The following is a 19605-nucleotide window of genomic DNA, read 5'->3' as shown; positions in this document are numbered from 1 at the left end:
GGCTTCAAAGCGCCGTAACCTTTTTTCTTAATTCTCATTCAAATAAATTGTTACAATTTTAAATCAAGTTTGCTTCTTCAAGCAATTCCTCAATCCATGTTCCCTTAATCTTCTTCATCCCTGCTTTAACGGCAAGTTTTTCAGGAAGAGGCATTTCTTGATCTGCTAGCTTCTTCTTGTCAGCCATATAGTACATTGCACGGAGCAATTCACGAATATCATAGACAGAATCCCAAACTTCTGGAACTCCGCGGTCTACATTAAGTAAGGTGTAAACTGACTCCATCGCAGTTCTAACTGAATATTCAGTAGTAAAGACAGTATCTCTAGTAGGACTTTCAGCAAAGTTACCAATAAAGGCTAAATTCTTTGAACCTTCTGGTACAACTGCTGGACGGTCACCATCATGACGAGGCATGAAGTAACTAGTGATATAAGGCATATATACTGGAACAGTATTCATATTTTCTTCTGAAGAAAGTTCTTTAATTTCACTTTCTGGAACACCTAAGTGATACAGCATTTCTTCAGCAATTTCTTGTCCGGTACAGTCAACTACCTTTTTCTTAATATAATTTCCCTCAGTATCTGAATATAAAGCATAGATCCAAACTACGATTTCGTTTGGCTTTTGCGTTGGGAAGTGCGGTTGACGGTGGATAGTAAAGCTTAAGCCCCAGTTAGAATCAGTAACTGTGATAATACCACCAGTATTTACTTTGCCATCATACAAACTACGTTTAGTTAATCTTTCAAAGTAAGGTGCAACCTTTTTATTCTTCAAGGTTGTAGTTGCAGAAACAAACCATGATCTTTCTGGAAGATTTTCACTAAAGACATCAGGATGACCAAATGCTGGGTCTTGCTTAGCTAAGTTCTCCCATAATCTCCATGAACCACCTTTAGCATGAGTAATTGGTGCTGGCGTAGTTTGATTACCATAAGTTGAACTTTCAGTAATCGAACCGTTAGTCACAAAGACAAGATCATTTTCAGTTAAGTCGATATCTTCTTGCTTACCGTCTTTCTTCATAACAATCTTTTTAGCAACTTTTTCGTTACCTTCATGATCGACTAGCACGTTTTCAACTTGAACGCCGTACTCAAACTTAACGCCATGATCTTTTAAGTATTTAAGTAGTGGCTTTACCATCGAATCATATTGGTCATATTTGTTGAACTTCAAAGCAGTAAAGTCTGGCAAACCATCAATATGGTGAATAAACCGCATGCAGTAGCGTCTCATTTCTGCAAGAGAGTGCCACTTTTCAAAAGCAAACATTGTTGACCAATAAGTCCAGAAATTAGATTCAAAGAATTCTGGAGAGAACCATTCTTCAATAGTCTTTCCTTGAATTTCAGATTCCGGTGTCAAAACTAGTTTAACTATTTCACTAGCATGTGAACCTAGTTGATACAAACCATCAGTTGGCAATTCATTACCACGTTTATGAATTAAACGGCAATTTGATGAGTTCGGATCTTCTTTATCAAGCCAATAATACTCATCTAAATAGGATGTTCCTGGTATTCTCAATGAAGGAACAGAACGATACATATCCCACATACATTCGAAGTGGTCTTCCATTTCACGACCACCACGAACTACAAAACCAGCATTAGGACGCTTAGTTCCGTCTAAAGAGCCCCCAGCAACATCTAATTCTTCTAAAATATGAATCTTGTCACCAGCCATTTTAGCATCTCTAACTAAGAAAAATGCTGTTGAAAGACCAGCTAATCCACTACCAATAATATAAGCAGATTTTTTATCTACATCTGCTGGCTTTTTTGTGTCTGCAAAAGCTTCATAATTTCCCTTTGAATAATACATACAAGTGATCCTCTTTTCTATATTAGGATAGTATTAACACTTCTTATATTCAATTCTATGTAAAGCGGTTACAATAGTCAATGTATTTGACTATTATATTTATAATTTATTACTTATTAGCCTTTGCCACAAACATTTCATATCCACTGGTTCTGAAATAGTAACCTCCTGCTTACGTTCCGAAAAAGGATCATCAAACTTAAGATAAAAGCAATTCAAAGCTTGTCGTTTAAAATTATCTTTAATCCCATACAAGGGATCACCAAACAAGGGATGGTCAAGATACTGCATGTGAACTCTAATTTGATGAGTTCGACCAGTTAATAACTGTAATTCAACTAAGCTTGCACCATTAACTTGGTCTAAAACACGGTATTTTGTAATTGAGCGTTGACCATTAGCTACTATTCCGCGTTTAACGCTGGCATCTAGTTTACCAATTGGCGCATCGATAATCCCTATTTCTTGTTCTTTACTAAAATTGCCATGCACAATTGCATGATATTTTTTAATAAAACAATCCTTCCCCATTTCGCTAAATCGAGCATGAGCAACTGCATTTTTTCCAACTAAAACTAACCCTGATGTATCACGATCAAGTCTTGTAATAACATGTGGCTTAAGATCTTTCTGCCCATTTTTCTGAAAATAATATAGCAATCTGTTAACTACTGCATCATTATCTTCATAGCGAGATGGGATTGACAAAACGCCAGCTTCTTTATTAATGACTATATAATCATGCTGTTCAAGAACAATATTCAGCTGATTAGTAGATGGTTTTAGCCATTGATTTTTCTTCTCTTCACCTAAGATAAAGATTACTTCATCCCCTGAATGTAAAAGATAGCTAGTATAGCGGCGATGGTGATTTACCAAAATCATCCCACCATTATGCTGGCTATTAGTTAAAGCTCTTTTAGAAAAACCATTTCTTAACAAAAAACGCCCCAATTTTTGAGGTGTTTTATTTTCAAATTTTAATTTAAAATATTGCATAATTATTTATTTTTAGGTTGCCCAATAAAGGCATCCTCTACCCGATTCCAAAAATGAGTATGTTGATACTTATCAAACCGAATAACATGTTGAGAAATACGGTATTCAATTTTCTTAATATGCTTGTGATTAAATTCATATCCATCATAGGTTACTACGTAGTGATCATCACTTTCTGGTTTAATAGTTATCCATTCATCTGGAGCAATAACTATTGGCGATGACAAAGTTCTGAAAACACGGTTATTAATCGAAGCTATTTCAGTCATCTGCAAGGCTTTTAAACGGGGGTGAATAACTGCGCCGCCTAAAGATTTGCTATAAGCGGTAGAACCTGTAGGCGTTGAAACACATAATCCGTCTCCTTTAAAGCTCTCAAAGAATTGATCTCTAATATAAACATCAGCCTTTAAAGTCTTTGAAACTCGTTTAATTGTTGCTTCATTCAAAGCGAGCAACTTTTTCTTTTCACCTGAACCAGTAGTAATAATTAACTCTAGCAGTGGATAAGAAGCGGAAGAGGGTTGCTTCTTAGTTAAATTATCAACCATCTTACCAATTTCAAAGTTACGCCAATCAGTATAAAAGCCTAAGTGTCCTGTATGTACACCAATAAACCTTATTTGATCAACTAAATTTTGATATTTGTGAAAACCCGAAATTAAAGTTCCATCTCCCCCAATTGTGATTACCACATCAGGATTCTCAGGATCAATTTCAATCTTTCTAGAATCAAGTAATTTTTCTAATGCCTTAACTACTGCCAAGGTTTCAACTTTTTCATTATAAACGAGTGCGACTTTCATTATTGTTCTTTTCCTTTAGATTTAGTAAAAATTCTCTGTGCTTCCTGCACTTCATCTTTAATTGATGACATTTCTTCATCTAACTTATAAGCAGCTTCAGCTGTTGATTTAAGTCGCTTAGAAATATCTTCTGGGTACTTCCCTTGATATTTATAATTTAAAGTATGCTCTACTGTTGCCCAAAAATTCATTGCCAAGGTCCGAATTTGAATTTCGGCAATAATCTTTTTTGGTCCATCAGGTAAAAAAACAGAATATTCAATTACCATATGGTAAGAACGGTATCCAGATGGTTTTGCGTTTTGAATATAGTCCCTTTCTTCAATTACCTGCATATCTTGACGCTGGTGAATTAGGTCAACTACTCGATAAATATCATCCACAAATTGACACATAATTCGAATGCCAGCTATATCTTGCATATCGTTCTCAATGACATCAGGAGCAATAACTCGCCGCGTCATTTTTTCTTTAATTGAATCGACGGTTTTTACGCGTCCGACCACGAATTCAATCGGCGAATGCTCACCCTTGTTTAAAAAACTTTGTCTAAGTGATCGAAATTTAACTTTTAATTCAGATACAGCCTGTTGATAAGGCCATAAAAATAAATCCCAATCTTTCATGTATAAATCCTTTCCGTTTCAAACAAAATTATTCTACCATAGAGAGGGATAACATTAACTAGTGAAAGGATAAAATTATGAGTAAAAATTTAGAAATCGAATCAAAAACACTCCTAGATAAAGATACCTACGAAAAAATGCGTGATGCATTTACCGCTAAATCAGATTTTATTCAAAAGAACTACTACTTTGATACACCTGATTTTGACTTAAAAAATAGTGATGCCAGTTTAAGAATTAGAATTCTAGTTGATCACGCTGAACAAACTATTAAGGTTAAGGAAACCAAACCTAAAGAAAATAAATATAGTGAAAGAGTAGAAATTAATAATCTTTTGTCAGTAGCCCAAGCCGAGCAAATGGCTCAAAGTGCATATGAAGGTACTTTTTTCTTATTTGGCGGTGATGTTGGTAATTATTTACAAAAACATTATTCTAAAGAATCCATTCACTCTTTAAAATTAATTTCTTGGAGTCAAACACGAAGAATATTAGCCGTTGGACCAGAAAATTGTGAATTAACTCTTGATTTAACAGAATTTCCAGATGGCTATTATGACTTTGAATTAGAAATTGAAAATGATGATCCAGCAACCATACAAAAAGTACTTGCTGAATTAGAAAAGCAGTTTGATTTCAAAGCTAACAAGGAAAATACTAACCAAAGTAAAGTAAAACGTGCTTGGGAACACAAAAAATAAAACAAATTTTTTTCCATTTCGTTCATTTTCTGATACAGTATTCATGAACTTGGACGGAGGAAATAGCAAAATGTTTGAAATATTTTTCTTTGTTAATCCGATTGGAATTAACTGTTATCAAAATGAACAGGAAATAATTGCTGCAGTCAGTGGTTATAAACAAAATATTTCTTACCACTTTATTCCCATGACTACCATGAACACAATTCGTAACGATATCAGAGCGAGACATCTTTCATCAAGTAATGTCGAAATTTTTAACACTTTTAGTCAAAGTGCTTACAATGCAACCAAAGATTATCACATCCTAAAATTAATAGTAGGTAATAAAAAAGCTAGACAATATATCATTAAATTGCAACATGCTATTAATGATATGGGCAAAATTTATTCATCAGAGCTTATTAATGAAATTTTGAGCTCACTAGATGTTTCGATTAAGAGCTTCAAAAAGAATCGAGAATCGAATTACATCAAGCTTTCAATGGATAAAGACTTAAAACTTGCCGATGACTTGAATGTTGTAACTACTCCAACTACGATTATTTTTAATTATGATAATGACCGTGGAGACTCAGGAATGATGATTGAAGGTTGTGCAAATCGAGAAGAAATTGAGTCAGCAATCACTGGGGATAGACAAACTAGTAGTGATAATAGTTTACGCTTATTATAATTTATTGAGCTAACTGGCTTTTAAGTCAGCTAGCTTTTTTTGTAGAAAAATTATTATTGGACTTTTTTCCTTCGGCTCTCGTAATTTTAAGAAGAGCTCATCTGGAATATCTGCCACAGAATAATGTAACTGATATAATAACGAAGCAATTTTCAGTCCCAGTTTACTTTTTTGATTAATTTGCTTTTGTAGATATATTTTTTGATCTTGAATATAGCTTATTTTATTTTTTCTAGTAGATGGAATGAAAGTAAACAAGCTTGCCACGCCTCTTTCATCTAATGAAAAAGTTTTAATTTCATAACTTAGTTCAGAACTAAGTGCTGCCATTAAAATATTATATTTTAATGTAATCACACAACTAAATGGATTAATTTCTAAATAATACCATTGCCATTGTGTACTGTATCTTAAAAAGATTTTTTGAGAACGATTAATTTTATTTTTCAAATAATGCCTTTTCCCGACAATCCAAATATCTTTAATCTGCAATTTTTTATATAAGGCATGGCGATGTGCAAATTCTGCCCCACTCAAGGGTGCGCATTGCACTTCAAAAGATAATCTATTTTCTACTAATACATCTGCTCTCAATTGTTGATCTAAAAGTGGAACTTCAATATCTGCTCGAAGTCCATTTGCTTTTAACGCAGTGCACAATAACTGTTTTGCCTGTAAATGCTCTTCCTTTTCCCCTGTTCCCTTTACCTGATAAAAATGTTTAAAAAATGGCTTTTTTTCTTCCGATAAAATCAGAATCATTCGATGCCGACAAGATGGACAAAGATAAGATTCTTGATTCAACTTTTTTAATCCCTTACTAACTTGTTCTGCTTCATTAATTGCTAAGACTAATTTTTGATTTAAAATAGCAGCATACATTTTATCGCCCATTATTATATACGCAAAAAGGAGATGATTTTTTTCATCTCCTTTATTTTTTAATCAAAATATTGTCTTAGATTTCCTAACGCGTCTTGCCTAATCAAACACTTTGCATTTTTCTTTATTTTTTGGAATTGCTTTTCTGTCATTCCATTTCCATATTCATTAGCAATTACCCACGTATCTTCAGGCTTTAATTCAACATAATTGTCATCTAAGTAGGCTAAATCTAAATAATATTCATGATGGTAAGTATATAAACTAGATGCTAAGCCATCAACTTTTAATGCATCCGCTAAGGCGGCAACTAAATCAATACTATCAATCTTAAAGACTCGGCGATTATCACTAATTAATTTATCTTGATTATTAATTTTTGTTTTACGATCATCATTATCCGATCCGGCGCCTAATCCCTTTAACAGATCACGTAATTGATCGTTAGGGTTATCACCGACATCTTCATCACTATCAGGTACTTTAGAAATTAGTAACTCTAATCCAGAACTACTTGGCATAACTTGAAAAGTAACCGGATCGCCTTTAGCAAAAGTATGATCTGTATCGACTTCACTTAAAATTTGATAGAAGAAATGTTGAATTTGACTTTTATTTCCTAATAAATCGAGCATTGTTATTCCGCGCTCTTTAAGTTCATCTGCATCCATTGTTACACGAATGGTGTTCTCACTTATTCTGTGTACTTCCACTTGTTATCACCTCGAAGTCTCTTGTCTTTAATACATTGTAACCTATTTTCTTGCTCATACAAAAACGCTAGCTTAAAAAGGCTAACGTTTTTACAATTTTTAATTAAAGATCAGCTGTCATTGCTTGGATTTCTTCAAGCTCTAAACGACGAACCTTTCGAGGAAGAAATCTTCTAATTTCATCTTCGTTATATCCTACTTGTAAACGTCTGTCATCCATAATGATTGGACGTCTTAATAAACTTGGATTTTTTTCAACAAGATCAATTAATTGATCAATTGATAAGTCATCTAAATTGATTTTTAAATTTTGGAATGTACGAGAACGAGTAGAAATTATTTCTTCCGTTCCATTTTCAGTCATACGTAAAATTTGCATGATTTCTTCTTTGTTCAATGGATTAGCAAAAATGTTTCTTTCCTTAAAAGGAATATCGTGTTCTTTTAACCATGCTTTTGCCTTACGACATGACGTACAACTTGGTGATGTATATAAATTTAACACTTAACTCCACACTCCTTTGCGTGTAGAAAAATAACTACCGTTTCACTTACAATTATTATTGTATCACAAATACTTGTTTTTTGTAAGTTGTAATTAGATTTCTTCTTATTAGCTTACAAATATTACTTTATCAGTAAATAATGAAGTTTGTGTGAAGTTTTGAAAGAAAAAAGAGTACTTACGTACTCTTTTTCTATTAATCATTAATGTTAAGCTTCTTCATAGTTTCTTCAACTAACTTCTTGTTTTCATCGGCAGTTTCTGAAACAAAACAAGCTTTATTAGCTAATTCTTTAATATCTTCAGTATTGATCTTCTTCATCAAACTTCTGATACGTAAGATTGAAGTTGCACTCATCGAATATTCATCAAGTCCCATTGATAAAAGAATTGGGAACATGATATCATCACCAGCAGCTTCACCACACATACCACACCAAATACCGTTTTCATGAGCACCATCAATAGTGTGCTTAATCAAACGTAAAACAGATGGGTTATATGGTTGATAAAGATAAGAAACATTATCGTTACCACGATCGGCAGCCATAGTATATTGGATTAAATCGTTAGTTCCAATTGAGAAGAAATCAACTTCTTTAGCAAATTGGTTAGCTAACACTGCAGCAGCTGGAACTTCGATCATCATACCAACTTGTAGGTCGTCACCGACCTTAACGCCTTCTTTAACAAGTTTATCTTTTTCTTCAGCTAAGATTTGCTTAGCTTCACGTAATTCTGCCAAAGTACCAATCATTGGGAACATAATTCCTAATGGACCATATGCAGAAGCACGAAGTAAAGCTCTTAATTGAGTTCTAAAGATATCCTTGTATTGCATTGAAAGACGAATAGCACGAACACCTAGGAATGGGTTCATTTCTTCTGGAAGATCCCAATAATCTAAGTGCTTGTCACCACCGATATCACAAGTTCTAATGATAGTTTGCTTACCATCCATATCTTCGATAACTTCCTTATAAGCATCGAATTGAGCTTCTTCAGATGGGAAGTCTTTTGAATTCATGTATAAGAATTCAGTTCTGTACAAACCAATTGCTTCAGCACCGTTTTCTTTTACACCCTTCATATCATTAGGAGTACCAATGTTAGCGGCAATAATAAACTTCTTATTATCTGCAGTTACAGATGGTTCATTCTTTAACTTCTTCCATTCTTCCTTTTGCTTAGCAAAGGCTTCACCTTTCTTGGTGTACTCTTCAACTTGAGCATCAGTTGGGTTAACAATAGCATCACCATCTAAACCGTCAGCAATAAGCATATCACCATCTTTAACGTCTTTAGTAATGCTTTCAGTACCTACAACAGCTGGAATTTCTAATGAACGAGCCATGATTGCTGAGTGAGCAGTTCTACCACCAATATCAGTTACAAATCCCTTAACATACTTTTTGTTAAGTTGAGCTGTATCACTTGGTGTTAAATCATAAGCCACAACAACAACTTCATGGTCAATAGCTGCAGGATCTGGTAATTTCTTACCAAGAAGGTGTGCCATAATACGTTTTGAAACATCACGTACGTCAGCTGCACGTTCTTGCATATATGCATTATCAGTCATGCCTTCAAAGATGGTAATAAACTTTTGAGCAGTTTCATCTAATGCAGCTTCAGCATTAACTTTTTGATCTTTGATTTCTGTTTCAATGGCACCAGTAAATTCTGGGTCACTTAAGAAGAGAAGGTGAGCATCAAAAACTTGTGCTTCTTCTGCTCCTAAACTTTCCTTAGCCTTATCACGAACTTTTTCCAGTTCTTTAGTTGATTCTTCAACAACTTTTTTAAAACGAGCTACTTCAGCATCAACATCGCTAACTGAGGTTTTAGAAAACGAAAGGTCAGGTTCTACCAAAAGGTAGGCTGGTGCAACTGCAATACCATCACTGGCAGCAATTCCCTTTAAAGTTTTCGACATTATTCAGCTAAACCTTCCTTTTTCATAGTGTCAGCAATAGCTTCGATTGCTTCTTTAGCATCGTCACCATCAGCAGTAATAGTTACATCTGCACCTTGGCCAACACCTAAAGACATAACACCCATAATTGACTTCAAGTTTACTGATTTACCGTTGTATTCCAAGTTAATATCTGAATTAAACTTAGATGCTGCTTGTACCAACAAAGTAGCTGGACGAGCATGAATACCAGTTTCAGCAACAATATGAAATTCGCGTTTTTCCATTTTAAATTATCTCCTTTAAAATCAAAAATAATCGGGAGTTTTATACCCACTCGTTTATTAGGTTATCATGTTTTTTAAATGAAAACAACACAAATGTAAATGTTTACATTATAAGTTGCTTAATTTTCATTATCAGATAAGGTATAGATTATATCCCCACCACGTTGAGCAATTCCAGTTATACTTTGCCTTTTACCATAGCTTCTAAGTGCCAATTGAAATTGAAAGGCATCTTTAGGACTAACTCTATATTCTTTTAGTTCGCCACTCACGATTTGATCTAGTATTTTTTTATAATCCATATCTTATAAATTTCACTCCTTAAATTTTGTTAGTCTAGTAAAAAATTAATTCTTCACCTATTGTAGCAATTATTCAGCAAAAATCTAATCTAACTACTTGCAATTAGTAAGTATCCGTACTATGATATTACCAAGTTAGCACTTGAGTATCAAGAGTGCTAAAATAACAATATAGCCTGTATATTATAAGAAAGGCGGAAATATTAATGCTATGCGATAACTGTCATGAACGTCCTGCCTCAATTCATCTTTATACAAATGTTAATGGGCAAGATCGTGAAATATCATTATGCCAACAATGTTATCAAGAATTAAAAAATCAACAAGGGCAAATTAATAATATGAATAATAACAATGCTTTTTTTGGCGATTTTGATGATTTATTAAACGCCTTAAACAATAGTAATAACGAACAAAATAACTCTCAAGAACGGGATCCACGAATGCAAATGGGTGGTGGACGTCGCGGTGGTAATAACGGTGGTCAAAAATCATTATTAGACCAATATGGAACTGACTTAACTGATCTAGCAAAGAAAGGAAAAATTGATCCAGTTATTGGACGTGATAAAGAAATCGCTAGAGTTATTGAGATCTTAAACAGACGTACCAAAAACAATCCAGTTCTTATTGGAGAAGCCGGCGTTGGTAAAACAGCCGTTGTTGAAGGACTAGCACAACAAATTGTCGACGGATCCGTTCCTGCTAAGCTACAAGATAAGCGTATTATTTCACTAAATATGGTTTCGATGGTTCAAGGTACCGGCATTCGTGGTCAATTTGAACAAAGAATGCAGCAACTAATTAAAGAACTTGAACAAAATGACAATATCATTTTATTTATCGATGAAATTCATGAATTAGTCGGTGCGGGTAACGCTGAAGGTGGTATGGACGCTGGCAATATTATCAAACCAGCCTTAGCTCGTGGAGATTTCCAACTAATTGGTGCAACTACCATCAAAGAATATCGAAACATTGAGAAAGATTCTGCTTTAGCACGTAGGTTTCAACCAGTTGAAGTTAAAGAACCAACTACTGAAGAAACAGTTAAAATTTTACAAGGTATTCGTAAACGCTACGAAGATTATCACCATGTTCATTATACTGATGAAGCAATTCAAGCTGCCGTTGCCCTTTCATCTCGTTACATTCAAGATCGTTTCTTACCTGATAAAGCCATTGACCTTCTAGACGAAGCTGGTTCAAGAATGAACCTTACCATTCCTTATGTCGATAGCGAAAAAATCAAAGAAAGATTAGATGCAGCTGAAAACTTAAAGCAAGAAGCCTTGAAGAATGAAGACTATGAAAAAGCAGCATACTATCGCGATCAAATTGAAAAATATGAAAAATTAAAAGATCAAAAAGTAGATCCAGATCACACACCTCAGATTACCGAAAAGATCATGAATAAGATTGTTGAAGAAAAAACTAATATTCCTGTTGGCGACCTACAAAAACAGGAAGAAACTCAATTAAAGAACTTATCAACCGATCTTAAAGATAATGTAATTGGTCAAAATAAAGCTGTTGAAACTGTTGCTCGCGCAATTCGTCGTAACCGTGTTGGTTTTAACAAGTCCGGTCGTCCAATTGGCTCATTCCTTTTTGTAGGACCAACTGGCGTTGGTAAAACAGAGTTAGCTAAGCAATTAGCTAAACAAATCTTTGGTACTGAAGATGCGATAATTCGTTTTGACATGAGTGAATATATGGAACAATATTCAGTATCTAAGTTAATTGGCTCTGCTCCAGGTTACGTAGGATACGAAGAAGCAGGTCAATTGACTGAGAGAGTACGTCACAATCCTTACAGCTTAATTCTATTTGACGAAATTGAAAAGGCTCATCCGGATGTACTTCACCTCTTCTTACAAATTCTTGACGATGGTCGCTTAACTGATTCACAAGGTCGTACTGTTTCATTTAAAGACACAATTATTATTATGACTTCTAATGCTGGTCAAGGAATTAAAGAAGCAAACGTTGGTTTTGCTGCTGAAAACAGTCATCAAGAACAATTTAAGAATACCCTTGGTCAATACTTCAAACCTGAATTTTTAAATAGACTAGATGATATTGTTGAATTTAATTCACTTGATAAGAAAGACTTAATTAAGATTGTCGACTTAATGCTTGCTAATACTAACAATATGGTCAAAGATCAAGGTCTTCATATTGAAGTCACTCCAGAAGCAAAGGAACTACTTGTAGAAAAAGGTTATGATCCATCTATGGGTGCTCGTCCACTTCGTCGTACAATCCAAGAAGAAATCGAAGACAAAGTTGCAGATTACAAGTTAGACAATCCAGCTGCTAAAGACTTAAAAGCTGATGTAGTAGATAACACGATTGTAATCAGCGAAAATTAAGTGTTCAAATACTAAAGAAGAGCCACATAAATGTGACTCTTTTTTTATTTATTTTTATAAATCTTCTAAAAAGGTTATACTTAAGTTGGGATTTTAAAGACACATTTATATTATCGAGGTTATAAATATGATGCATTTAATTGATGTTACAAATAGCTACCGTGATTTGGTTCAAAGACAGCTAGCAGCTACCAATAGTCAATTCGTAAAGGTTTACTCTTTAGGTAATACCACAATAGTATATAGCGAAACTACTGATAAAATCGAAATCGTAATGGAAAATCATAAACGTCCTATTAGACAAGACGAAGTAGAGTTTGTCATTAAGCGTTTAATTCATGAAGATCGCATTTACGATATAACAGTTGATAAGAGTAGAAAGATTATTTCTATTACTTGCGATCGATAAAATCGCATTTAAAAAGCCATGGAAAATTCCATGGCTTTTTATTTGGGCTTTATTATAATCTTGAAGTTAATTCAACATCTGGATATTTATCTTTAAACCATCTTTCTGCAAAAGCATTTTCAAACAGAAATAGTGGCTCACCATTTCTATCTTTTACTAACAAGTTACGCGAAGATGACATCTTAGGATCTAACTGATCTGGATTAATCCAGCGTGCTACACGATTACCTAAAGTATGAAGCTCTACTTCTGAATTATATTCGTTCTTCATTCTAAAAGAAAAGACTTCAAACTGTAATTGACCAACTGCACCTAGGATATAATCATCAGTTGCATAACCACGATAAAGCTGAATTGCACCTTCTTGAACCAGTTGGTTCATCCCTTTATGGAAAGACTTTTGCTTCATAACATTCTTAGCAGTCACACGCATAAAGATTTCTGGTGTAAATTGCGGCAAAGCTGGATAAACAATCTTTTTCTTACCAGCGTAAATTGAATCACCAATTTGAAAGTTACCTGTGTCATATAAACCAACTATATCGCCAGCAACCGCATCAGAAACTTGAACTCGTTCGCTAGACATAAATTCAGTTGCATTATTTAATCTAACTGGCTTTCCAGTTCTAGCTAAAGTTACGTCAATCCCCTTTTTAAATTCCCCGCTTCCGATTCTTACAAAGGCAATTCGATCACGATGGTTAGGATTCATATTAGCCTGAATCTTAAAAACAAACCCAGAAAATTCAGGATCGTCTGCAGCTAATTTTTCATCATCATTAACAACATGTTCTTGAGGAGCTGGGGCTAAATTAACAAAACTATCTAAAAAAGTCTCAACACCAAAATTAGTTAAAGCAGATCCAAAGAAGACTGGAGTCTGGTCTCCTTTTAAGATTTTTTCTTTATCAAAAGTATTTCCTGCTTCTTTTAACAAATCAATGTCATCTAAAGTTGATTGATATAAACTATCTTGTGCTAAAGGTTCATCTTCTGATAATTTTCCATTTTTATCTAATGGTAAATAGCGATCATCATCATCTTTTCGATAAAGTTCAACACGATTATTTGCAATATCGTATAATCCTTTTAATTGCTTTCCCATACCAATTGGCCAGTTCATGGCTACGCCTTCAATACCGAGCAAATCTTCTAATTCAGCAATTAAATCTAGCGGTTCGCGTCCATCACGATCAAGCTTGTTCATAAAAGTAAAGATAGGAATGCCACGCTTTTTTACAACCTTAAATAACTTTTTGGTTTGAGGCTCAATACCCTTAGCTGAATCAATAACCATTACCGCAGCATCAACTGCCATTAAAGTCCGGTAAGTATCTTCAGAGAAATCTTGGTGTCCAGGAGTATCAAGAATATTGATTCTCTTTCCCTGATATTCAAACTGCATTACTGAACTAGTTACTGAAATACCACGCTTCTTTTCAATTGCCATCCAGTCACTAGTTGCATAATGTCCACTTTTACGTGCTTTAACCGTACCTGCACTTCTAATTACTCCACCAAAAAGAAGCATTTGCTCAGTAATTGTTGTCTTACCCGCATCAGGGTGAGAAATAATCGCAAATGTGCGTCTTTTTTTCACTTCATCAGTTAACTTTGTCATTAATCTTTAGCTTCTTCCTTTTCTTGTTTTTCTGGAATTGTAAGTAACAGCGTTAATAAACGCGAACCCTTCATGCGTCTAGTTGTTAAAACCATCCCATTATCAAGTTTGACGCTTAGCTTTTCTCCTTTAGCTGGAATCATCCCTAATTTAGTGATTACGTAACCAGCAACAGTATCCACGTCTTCCATTGCTAAATCGGTTCCGAATTCTTCATTAAAATCAGCTAAAGGCATCTTCCCGTAAATTACATATTCTCTTGGAGAGATTTTTGAAAATAGGACTTCAGCCTTATCAACCTCATCATCAATGTCACCAACAATTTCTTCAATTAAATCTTCAATTGTTGCTAGTCCTACGACACCACCATATTCATCAGTTAAAATTGCAAGCTGCCTTTGAGTTTGCTGCATCTCAACTAACAATTCACCCAATTCAATTGTTTCAGGTGCAAATAAAGGCTTAAACATTACCTGATCGTAATCTAACTTATCAAAACCGATCTTATGGGCTTTTCGTAAAACCGTTCTAATATGAATGACGCCAACAATCTTATCCTTGTCACCATCATAGACCGGTACTCTTGAATAAGGTTCTTTTAAGATTTGATCTAAGTTTTCTTGAAAATTATCATTGATATCAACCATAAAGGCATCTGTTCTAGGAACCATTACTTCTCGAGCCATTTTTTCTTCAAACTCAAGAATACCTTCCATCATTGAAAATTCACGATCACTAATCTCTTTTTGTTCATGTAATTTATTTAAAATTTTATTCAGCTTGCGTTGTCCATCAATATCTTCATCGCCGCGAAATTTAGCTCTTAATTTGCTAAATATATCACCCGCACCGGGATCACTACTCATCTTAAATTCTCTCTTTCTATTACTGCCTTAATCCCTACTTTAATCATAATTATCGGTAATTATATCATACGGTAATCTATGATAAAATAAAGAACAAGAAATGGGGTCTTATAGATGAAAAAACAAAATATCTACTTGGTATTTACATTCTTATTATTAATTCCGTATCTTTGCAGTTTAACTTTAATCGGCATCTGCTACAATGCTTTAGTTAGACACTCTAGCGATCTTCTTCGAAGTTTTATTGGTGCCTTAGTTGGAACAATTATTATGTTCGCTATCAAGGCAACCATTCAGCGACCACTTGATTTGGTCTCCGCTAAAGTACCAGATAACTTCTTTAAGCAAATTCTACGTTTCTACAGTATTCGTAGACGTAAACTTTTCTTAATTGGCAACTGTTTAGTTGACTTTGTGCTTTGCTGGCTTGCGATGGATCTTGTGAGAAGTTGTTTCTCATTATCCTTTATTATTGGTAACTCGGTTGGCATTGTTTTATTAATCATGCTAATTTCGACATGTATTGGTGCTTATATCGAATATGACAACCTATCTATTGACCCCAAGCAGAAATAATTATTATTTAGCATTACCGTCAGAACTGGCATCCAGATATAAAATCTGTGCCAGTTCTTTTGTTTCTAAGTTCAACTTTGCTAAAACATACGGTTTTTCACTATCTCCCAGATTCTCATACATTGTAATACCATCTTTAGATAATTTATCTAAAAAAGTCGGAATCACAAAATTTAAAGGTTGACTAAAGAAAGCCAAATTACTATTAGGCGTATCAATTTCCGCAATTTCTGAAGCGGGCAATTCAAATTTATTTAATCCAGCACCAGGCATCTGCTTATCATCAGCTAAAACACCATACCAAAACATAAAGTTCTCTGGTCCAAACACCACCAAACTTGCACGTTCATTTTCATAGCCATTGTCTTTAATAAACTTTTGAAAGCCTGGATCACTTTCCATTTCTTGAATAGCTGCTGTATAAGTTTTATTTTCATCAATTTGGTTTGGCATAAAAACCTTACCAATAAAATTATGTGCCGAGTATTTTTCTTTCTTCATTTTCTCTCCCCTTAAAAAAACTACGATCTAAATCAGGACGTAATTGGTTATATCTTTCATACCAAATTTGTGCGAATTTTTTAGCAAACGGGCCCTTCTTTTGATCAATCCAATCTAATAATTCAAAACTAGTACTACGCAAAATACTATCAATCTCTTCACTGTAATGCCAGCGTTTTTTGTTCATTGCATACTCGTCCGCATCAAGCAATCTAATCTCCCCATCAGGAAACACCTTAATATCTAAATCATAGTCAATATATTTCAGTGCTTCTCGATCTAATATAAAGGGACTAGCTAAATTAGCATAATATGCAACTCCATCAGGTCTGAGCATTGCAATCACATTAAACCAAAGTTTACGATGAAAATAAACAATTGCTGGTTCACGGCTAATCCACTTTCTACCGTCTTCTTCTGTAATCAAAGTTCGATCATTAACGCCAATAATAATATTTTGCTCTGTTTTAACTACCATAGTGTCACGCCAATTTCGATGCAACGTGCCATTATGCTTATAACTTTGGATTGCGATATAATCGCCTTCACGAGGCATTTCCATAATGTGCGCCTCCTCACTAAACATTATACCAGCAAATTAATATTCATCTATTTCTTCTAAATCTACTACTTCGCCATTTAAGAAACTATCAATTTCACTACTTGAAAAGCCATGTTGAAACAGATATCTTTTAACTTTCTGCTTTCTTTTAAAATCTTCATCTCTGCGATAGCGACGCCATGCCTTACTTCCTTGTTTTTTTAAAGCTTCGATTTGGTCATCCTCATCGTTTTCTAAATCTAATTTCTCAATTACTAATTCACCTAGCTCTTGATCAAATCCGTGAGCTCGCAATTTGGTCAACGCCTTTTGCTTAATATCCTTATATGAAAGTTTACCTACTTGATGAATAAGTGAGTGCACTAAGCGAAGACCTGCATCAATCCACTCTTCATCTTCAATTTCATAAAGTGCCTCTTGAATAACGTCAGCTGCAAGACCTTTTTGCTTTAATTTTCTATCAACAGCTCTCGGTCCATCTTTTCCAACTCGAAGATTATTCTTGATAAACAAACGAGCAAAATTGTTATCATTTAAATAATTCAACTTAATCAAATTCTGAACGGCGGCTTGACTAGCATCCTGACTAATTTCATGTTTATTTAAATACTCTAAAATTTCATATACACTACGTGGCTGATAACTTAAATAAGACATCGCTAGCTGAATAGCATGACTATCTGATTCAGCTTTTTTAATTTCTTTAATGTCTTCAGTACTTAATTCTGTTCCCTTTAAAAGTCTTTTTTCCGCTAGGGTCCTTTCACTTACGCTAAAAGCATACTCATTATCAATAAAAATATTATAGCGTCCTTTACGTTTTTGCGTGCTTATCTTAGTTATAATTGGCATTATCGCACCTTCTTCATTTTTTGGTTTCTTCTATATTATAATAAATTAAATACTTGTATCACTTGAACATAACGCTTATGCTTATTGTGACACTTTTTTCATGAATCAATCGAAATGAGGGCCTTATTTTGACAAAATTTATTAAAAACAAGCAAGAAAAAGATATTATCATCACTATTAAACGGCTAGGTATTAATGGTGAAGGGATCGGATATTATAAAAAGAAAATTATTTTTATTCCCGGTGCTCTTCCAGGTGAAGTTGTTGTTGCAAAAATCATTGATAGACACCCACATTATTTAGAGGGCGAATTAGTTCGAATTAAAGAAAAGTCTCCAGATAGAGTGGCTTTCCCGAAGGGCGTAGATCCGGCCGTTGGCGGCTTAGAATTAGCTCATCTTTCTTATCCAAAACAACTTGAGTTTAAGCAACACCTAATTCTAGAATCTCTTAGAAAATATCATCCAAGAGACTACATTAAGTATAAAGTCAAAAAGACTATTTCAGCTCCAAATGCCTGGCACTATCGCAATAAAGCTCAATACCAAATTGAATTCAATAAAGGAAAGAGTAAACTTGGCCTGTACGCTCCTAACTCACGTCGTTTAATTGATCTTCCTGAAATGCCAACTCAAACAAAAGAAACACAAAAAACAGAGCGTGAAATTAAAAAGTTAATCGATAAACTTCATATTCGAATTGCTGACTTTAGACGTCATAATGATGGTATTAAAACTATTGTAGTTCGTCAAAGCCATGCTAGTGGGGAAATCCAAGTAACTTTAATTACAATTGGTAAAAAAATTAGAGACCTTAAATTACTAGCCAGCCAAATTATGAAACTTCCTAATGTAGTTTCTGTTTTTCAAAATGAAACACAATGGCAAAATCCTCAAGTTTGGGGCAACAAAACAATTAAATTGTTTGGAAAATCACATATTATCGAAGAAATACTAGGTAAAAAATTTAAACTCTCACCTCGTGCATTTTTCCAGTTAAATCCAGAACAAACTAGTACGCTTTATTCAGAGGCACTTAAATACCTAGACTTAACTCCAGATCAAACTTTAATTGATGCTTATGCTGGGGTTGGTACTCTAGGGATTCTAGCAAGTGACCAAGTTAGACAAGTCATTGGGATTGAATCTATTCCTGAAGCTGTAATTGATGCCCAAGAGAACTGCCACTTGAATCATGTGAGAAATGCAGAATATATTCAAGGAAATGTTGAAAAGTTACTTCCTGAATTAAAAAATCAAGGTGTCCCAATTGATGCTTTGATCGTCGATCCTCCACGTACAGGATTAAGCAAAAAGTTAATTAAGACTCTACTTGAAGTAAAACCAGAAACCTTTGTTTATGTTTCTTGTAACCCAGCTACACTTGCAAAAGATTTAGTTCTTTTAAGCGAAGCTTACGACGTTCGCGTTATTCAACCAGTTGATATGATGCCTCAAACTCCACGCTGGGAAGGTATTACAAAATTAGTTTTAAGAAAAAATAAGTAAGTAAAATAATATTATTTTTAGCAGTCCTAGGGACTGCTTTTTTTGCTCATAAAAAAGGTTGTAGACTGCCTGGTCTACAACCTTTTTTC

The 19605-nt window shown here is 34.3% G+C and carries 21 protein-coding genes; 6 read left to right on the top strand and 15 right to left on the bottom strand.

All coding sequences use genetic code 11. The features are described from left to right. Positions 1 to 58: 58 nt before the first annotated feature. The 4 genes from AB5359_RS00795 to AB5359_RS00780 form a co-directional block, all read right to left on the bottom strand. Positions 59 to 1834, bottom strand: coding sequence for an oleate hydratase (locus tag AB5359_RS00795; protein ID WP_048685182.1), 1776 nt, complete (start codon positions 1832 to 1834; stop codon positions 59 to 61). Between the two features lie 99 nt (positions 1835 to 1933). Beyond that, positions 1934 to 2833, bottom strand: coding sequence for an RluA family pseudouridine synthase (locus AB5359_RS00790; RefSeq protein WP_049161593.1), 900 nt, complete (start codon positions 2831 to 2833; stop codon positions 1934 to 1936). Positions 2834 to 2835: 2 nt separating this feature from the next. Beyond that, positions 2836 to 3639 carry an NAD kinase gene (locus AB5359_RS00785; RefSeq protein WP_003646970.1) on the bottom strand — a complete coding sequence of 268 codons (804 nt, stop codon included), beginning with the start codon at positions 3637 to 3639 and terminating at the stop codon, positions 2836 to 2838. Continuing rightward, on the bottom strand, positions 3639 to 4265 hold the full coding sequence (locus AB5359_RS00780) for a GTP pyrophosphokinase family protein (RefSeq protein ID WP_003646968.1): 627 nt from the start codon (positions 4263 to 4265) through the stop codon (positions 3639 to 3641). The genes AB5359_RS00785 and AB5359_RS00780 overlap by 1 nt, the downstream gene beginning before the upstream one ends. Positions 4266 to 4342: 77 nt before the next feature. Here AB5359_RS00780 and AB5359_RS00775 point away from each other — a divergent pair, with 77 nt between their 5' ends. Next, on the top strand, positions 4343 to 4966 hold the full coding sequence (locus AB5359_RS00775; protein ID WP_048685176.1) for a CYTH domain-containing protein: 624 nt from the start codon (positions 4343 to 4345) through the stop codon (positions 4964 to 4966). Positions 4967 to 5036: 70 nt separating this feature from the next. After that, positions 5037 to 5642 (top strand): DsbA family protein, encoded by a 606-nt coding sequence (locus tag AB5359_RS00770; RefSeq protein WP_180374229.1) that lies wholly within the window; start codon positions 5037 to 5039, stop codon positions 5640 to 5642. 9 nt (positions 5643 to 5651) lie between these two features. Here the strand turns inward: AB5359_RS00770 and AB5359_RS00765 are convergent, their stop codons facing one another. From AB5359_RS00765 to AB5359_RS00740, 6 genes are all read right to left on the bottom strand, one after another. Further along, positions 5652 to 6524 (bottom strand): competence protein CoiA, encoded by an 873-nt coding sequence (locus AB5359_RS00765; RefSeq protein WP_065423754.1) that lies wholly within the window; start codon positions 6522 to 6524, stop codon positions 5652 to 5654. Between the two features lie 59 nt (positions 6525 to 6583). Continuing rightward, positions 6584 to 7237 (bottom strand): adaptor protein MecA, encoded by a 654-nt coding sequence (locus AB5359_RS00760; protein WP_039156029.1) that lies wholly within the window; start codon positions 7235 to 7237, stop codon positions 6584 to 6586. 103 nt (positions 7238 to 7340) lie between these two features. After that, positions 7341 to 7742, bottom strand: a complete 402-nt coding sequence (spxA, locus tag AB5359_RS00755; RefSeq protein ID WP_003648406.1) for a transcriptional regulator SpxA — start codon at positions 7740 to 7742, stop codon at positions 7341 to 7343. 196 nt (positions 7743 to 7938) lie between these two features. Continuing rightward, positions 7939 to 9678, bottom strand: coding sequence for a phosphoenolpyruvate--protein phosphotransferase (gene ptsP / locus AB5359_RS00750; protein ID WP_048685167.1), 1740 nt, complete (start codon positions 9676 to 9678; stop codon positions 7939 to 7941). Next, complete coding sequence (locus tag AB5359_RS00745; RefSeq protein WP_003646961.1) at positions 9678 to 9944, bottom strand: phosphocarrier protein HPr; 267 nt, start codon at positions 9942 to 9944, stop codon at positions 9678 to 9680. The genes ptsP and AB5359_RS00745 overlap by 1 nt, the downstream gene beginning before the upstream one ends. A gap of 119 nt (positions 9945 to 10063) precedes the next feature. Next, entirely contained in the window at positions 10064 to 10246 is a 183-nt protein-coding gene (locus AB5359_RS00740; protein ID WP_003646960.1) for a hypothetical protein, read from the bottom strand. Positions 10247 to 10452: 206 nt separating this feature from the next. Here AB5359_RS00740 and AB5359_RS00735 point away from each other — a divergent pair, with 206 nt between their 5' ends. Then, positions 10453 to 12621, top strand: coding sequence for an ATP-dependent Clp protease ATP-binding subunit (locus AB5359_RS00735; protein WP_048685164.1), 2169 nt, complete (start codon positions 10453 to 10455; stop codon positions 12619 to 12621). 130 nt (positions 12622 to 12751) lie between these two features. Then, positions 12752 to 13030, top strand: coding sequence for a DUF1827 family protein (locus tag AB5359_RS00730; RefSeq protein WP_020806725.1), 279 nt, complete (start codon positions 12752 to 12754; stop codon positions 13028 to 13030). Between the two features lie 52 nt (positions 13031 to 13082). Here AB5359_RS00730 and AB5359_RS00725 read toward each other — a convergent pair whose 3' ends face one another. Both AB5359_RS00725 and AB5359_RS00720 read right to left on the bottom strand, forming a co-directional pair. Next, positions 13083 to 14651 carry a peptide chain release factor 3 gene (locus AB5359_RS00725; RefSeq protein ID WP_020806726.1) on the bottom strand — a complete coding sequence of 523 codons (1569 nt, stop codon included), beginning with the start codon at positions 14649 to 14651 and terminating at the stop codon, positions 13083 to 13085. Then, on the bottom strand, positions 14651 to 15517 hold the full coding sequence (locus tag AB5359_RS00720) for a hemolysin family protein (protein ID WP_003648401.1): 867 nt from the start codon (positions 15515 to 15517) through the stop codon (positions 14651 to 14653). The genes AB5359_RS00725 and AB5359_RS00720 overlap by 1 nt, the downstream gene beginning before the upstream one ends. A gap of 114 nt (positions 15518 to 15631) precedes the next feature. Between AB5359_RS00720 and AB5359_RS00715 the strand changes: the two genes are divergently transcribed. Beyond that, positions 15632 to 16093 carry a hypothetical protein gene (locus tag AB5359_RS00715; protein WP_048685163.1) on the top strand — a complete coding sequence of 154 codons (462 nt, stop codon included), beginning with the start codon at positions 15632 to 15634 and terminating at the stop codon, positions 16091 to 16093. A 3-nt stretch (positions 16094 to 16096) separates the two neighbouring features. On the opposite strand, the gene AB5359_RS00710 is transcribed toward AB5359_RS00715, so the two are convergent. Genes AB5359_RS00710 through recX form a run of 3 tightly spaced genes read right to left on the bottom strand, consistent with a single transcriptional unit; the run spans position 16097 to position 18008 of the window. After that, positions 16097 to 16594 (bottom strand): hypothetical protein, encoded by a 498-nt coding sequence (locus AB5359_RS00710; RefSeq protein ID WP_048685160.1) that lies wholly within the window; start codon positions 16592 to 16594, stop codon positions 16097 to 16099. Then, complete coding sequence (locus tag AB5359_RS00705; protein ID WP_020806730.1) at positions 16566 to 17156, bottom strand: DUF402 domain-containing protein; 591 nt, start codon at positions 17154 to 17156, stop codon at positions 16566 to 16568. Before AB5359_RS00705 ends, AB5359_RS00710 begins: the two co-directional genes overlap by 29 nt. 36 nt (positions 17157 to 17192) lie before the next feature. Continuing rightward, positions 17193 to 18008 carry a recombination regulator RecX gene (gene recX, locus AB5359_RS00700; RefSeq protein ID WP_048685157.1) on the bottom strand — a complete coding sequence of 272 codons (816 nt, stop codon included), beginning with the start codon at positions 18006 to 18008 and terminating at the stop codon, positions 17193 to 17195. A 128-nt stretch (positions 18009 to 18136) separates the two neighbouring features. Here recX and rlmD point away from each other — a divergent pair, with 128 nt between their 5' ends. Then, positions 18137 to 19516: a 23S rRNA (uracil(1939)-C(5))-methyltransferase RlmD gene (gene rlmD / locus AB5359_RS00695; RefSeq protein WP_048685153.1), complete on the top strand. Its 1380-nt coding sequence runs from the start codon at positions 18137 to 18139 to the stop codon at positions 19514 to 19516. Positions 19517 to 19605 lie beyond the last annotated feature (89 nt).

The sequence above is a fragment of the Lactobacillus sp. RTP31084st1_F9_RTP31084_210423 genome, from assembly GCF_040919545.1.
In the GTDB taxonomy this organism is placed as follows: Bacteria; Bacillota; Bacilli; order Lactobacillales; family Lactobacillaceae; genus Lactobacillus; species Lactobacillus paragasseri.
This window is presented reverse-complemented; position numbering and strand designations above follow the sequence as displayed.

What these genes read in the sequence shown, in the direction of transcription:
- AB5359_RS00795 (WP_048685182.1), bottom strand. Translation starts at nt 1,834, where the DNA reads ATGTATTATTCAAAGGGAAATTATGAAGCTTTTGCAGACACAAAAAAG.
- AB5359_RS00790 (WP_049161593.1), bottom strand. Translation starts at nt 2,833, where the DNA reads ATGCAATATTTTAAATTAAAATTTGAAAATAAAACACCTCAAAAATTG.
- AB5359_RS00785 (WP_003646970.1), bottom strand. Translation starts at nt 3,639, where the DNA reads ATGAAAGTCGCACTCGTTTATAATGAAAAAGTTGAAACCTTGGCAGTA.
- AB5359_RS00780 (WP_003646968.1), bottom strand. Translation starts at nt 4,265, where the DNA reads ATGAAAGATTGGGATTTATTTTTATGGCCTTATCAACAGGCTGTATCT.
- AB5359_RS00775 (WP_048685176.1), top strand. Translation starts at nt 4,343, where the DNA reads ATGAGTAAAAATTTAGAAATCGAATCAAAAACACTCCTAGATAAAGAT.
- AB5359_RS00770 (WP_180374229.1), top strand. Translation starts at nt 5,037, where the DNA reads ATGTTTGAAATATTTTTCTTTGTTAATCCGATTGGAATTAACTGTTAT.
- AB5359_RS00765 (WP_065423754.1), bottom strand. Translation starts at nt 6,524, where the DNA reads ATGTATGCTGCTATTTTAAATCAAAAATTAGTCTTAGCAATTAATGAA.
- ptsP (WP_048685167.1), bottom strand. Translation starts at nt 9,678, where the DNA reads ATGTCGAAAACTTTAAAGGGAATTGCTGCCAGTGATGGTATTGCAGTT.
- AB5359_RS00745 (WP_003646961.1), bottom strand. Translation starts at nt 9,944, where the DNA reads ATGGAAAAACGCGAATTTCATATTGTTGCTGAAACTGGTATTCATGCT.
- AB5359_RS00740 (WP_003646960.1), bottom strand. Translation starts at nt 10,246, where the DNA reads ATGGATTATAAAAAAATACTAGATCAAATCGTGAGTGGCGAACTAAAA.
- AB5359_RS00735 (WP_048685164.1), top strand. Translation starts at nt 10,453, where the DNA reads ATGCTATGCGATAACTGTCATGAACGTCCTGCCTCAATTCATCTTTAT.
- AB5359_RS00730 (WP_020806725.1), top strand. Translation starts at nt 12,752, where the DNA reads ATGCATTTAATTGATGTTACAAATAGCTACCGTGATTTGGTTCAAAGA.
- AB5359_RS00725 (WP_020806726.1), bottom strand. Translation starts at nt 14,651, where the DNA reads ATGACAAAGTTAACTGATGAAGTGAAAAAAAGACGCACATTTGCGATT.
- AB5359_RS00720 (WP_003648401.1), bottom strand. Translation starts at nt 15,517, where the DNA reads ATGAGTAGTGATCCCGGTGCGGGTGATATATTTAGCAAATTAAGAGCT.
- AB5359_RS00715 (WP_048685163.1), top strand. Translation starts at nt 15,632, where the DNA reads ATGAAAAAACAAAATATCTACTTGGTATTTACATTCTTATTATTAATT.
- AB5359_RS00710 (WP_048685160.1), bottom strand. Translation starts at nt 16,594, where the DNA reads ATGAAGAAAGAAAAATACTCGGCACATAATTTTATTGGTAAGGTTTTT.
- AB5359_RS00705 (WP_020806730.1), bottom strand. Translation starts at nt 17,156, where the DNA reads ATGGAAATGCCTCGTGAAGGCGATTATATCGCAATCCAAAGTTATAAG.
- recX (WP_048685157.1), bottom strand. Translation starts at nt 18,008, where the DNA reads ATGCCAATTATAACTAAGATAAGCACGCAAAAACGTAAAGGACGCTAT.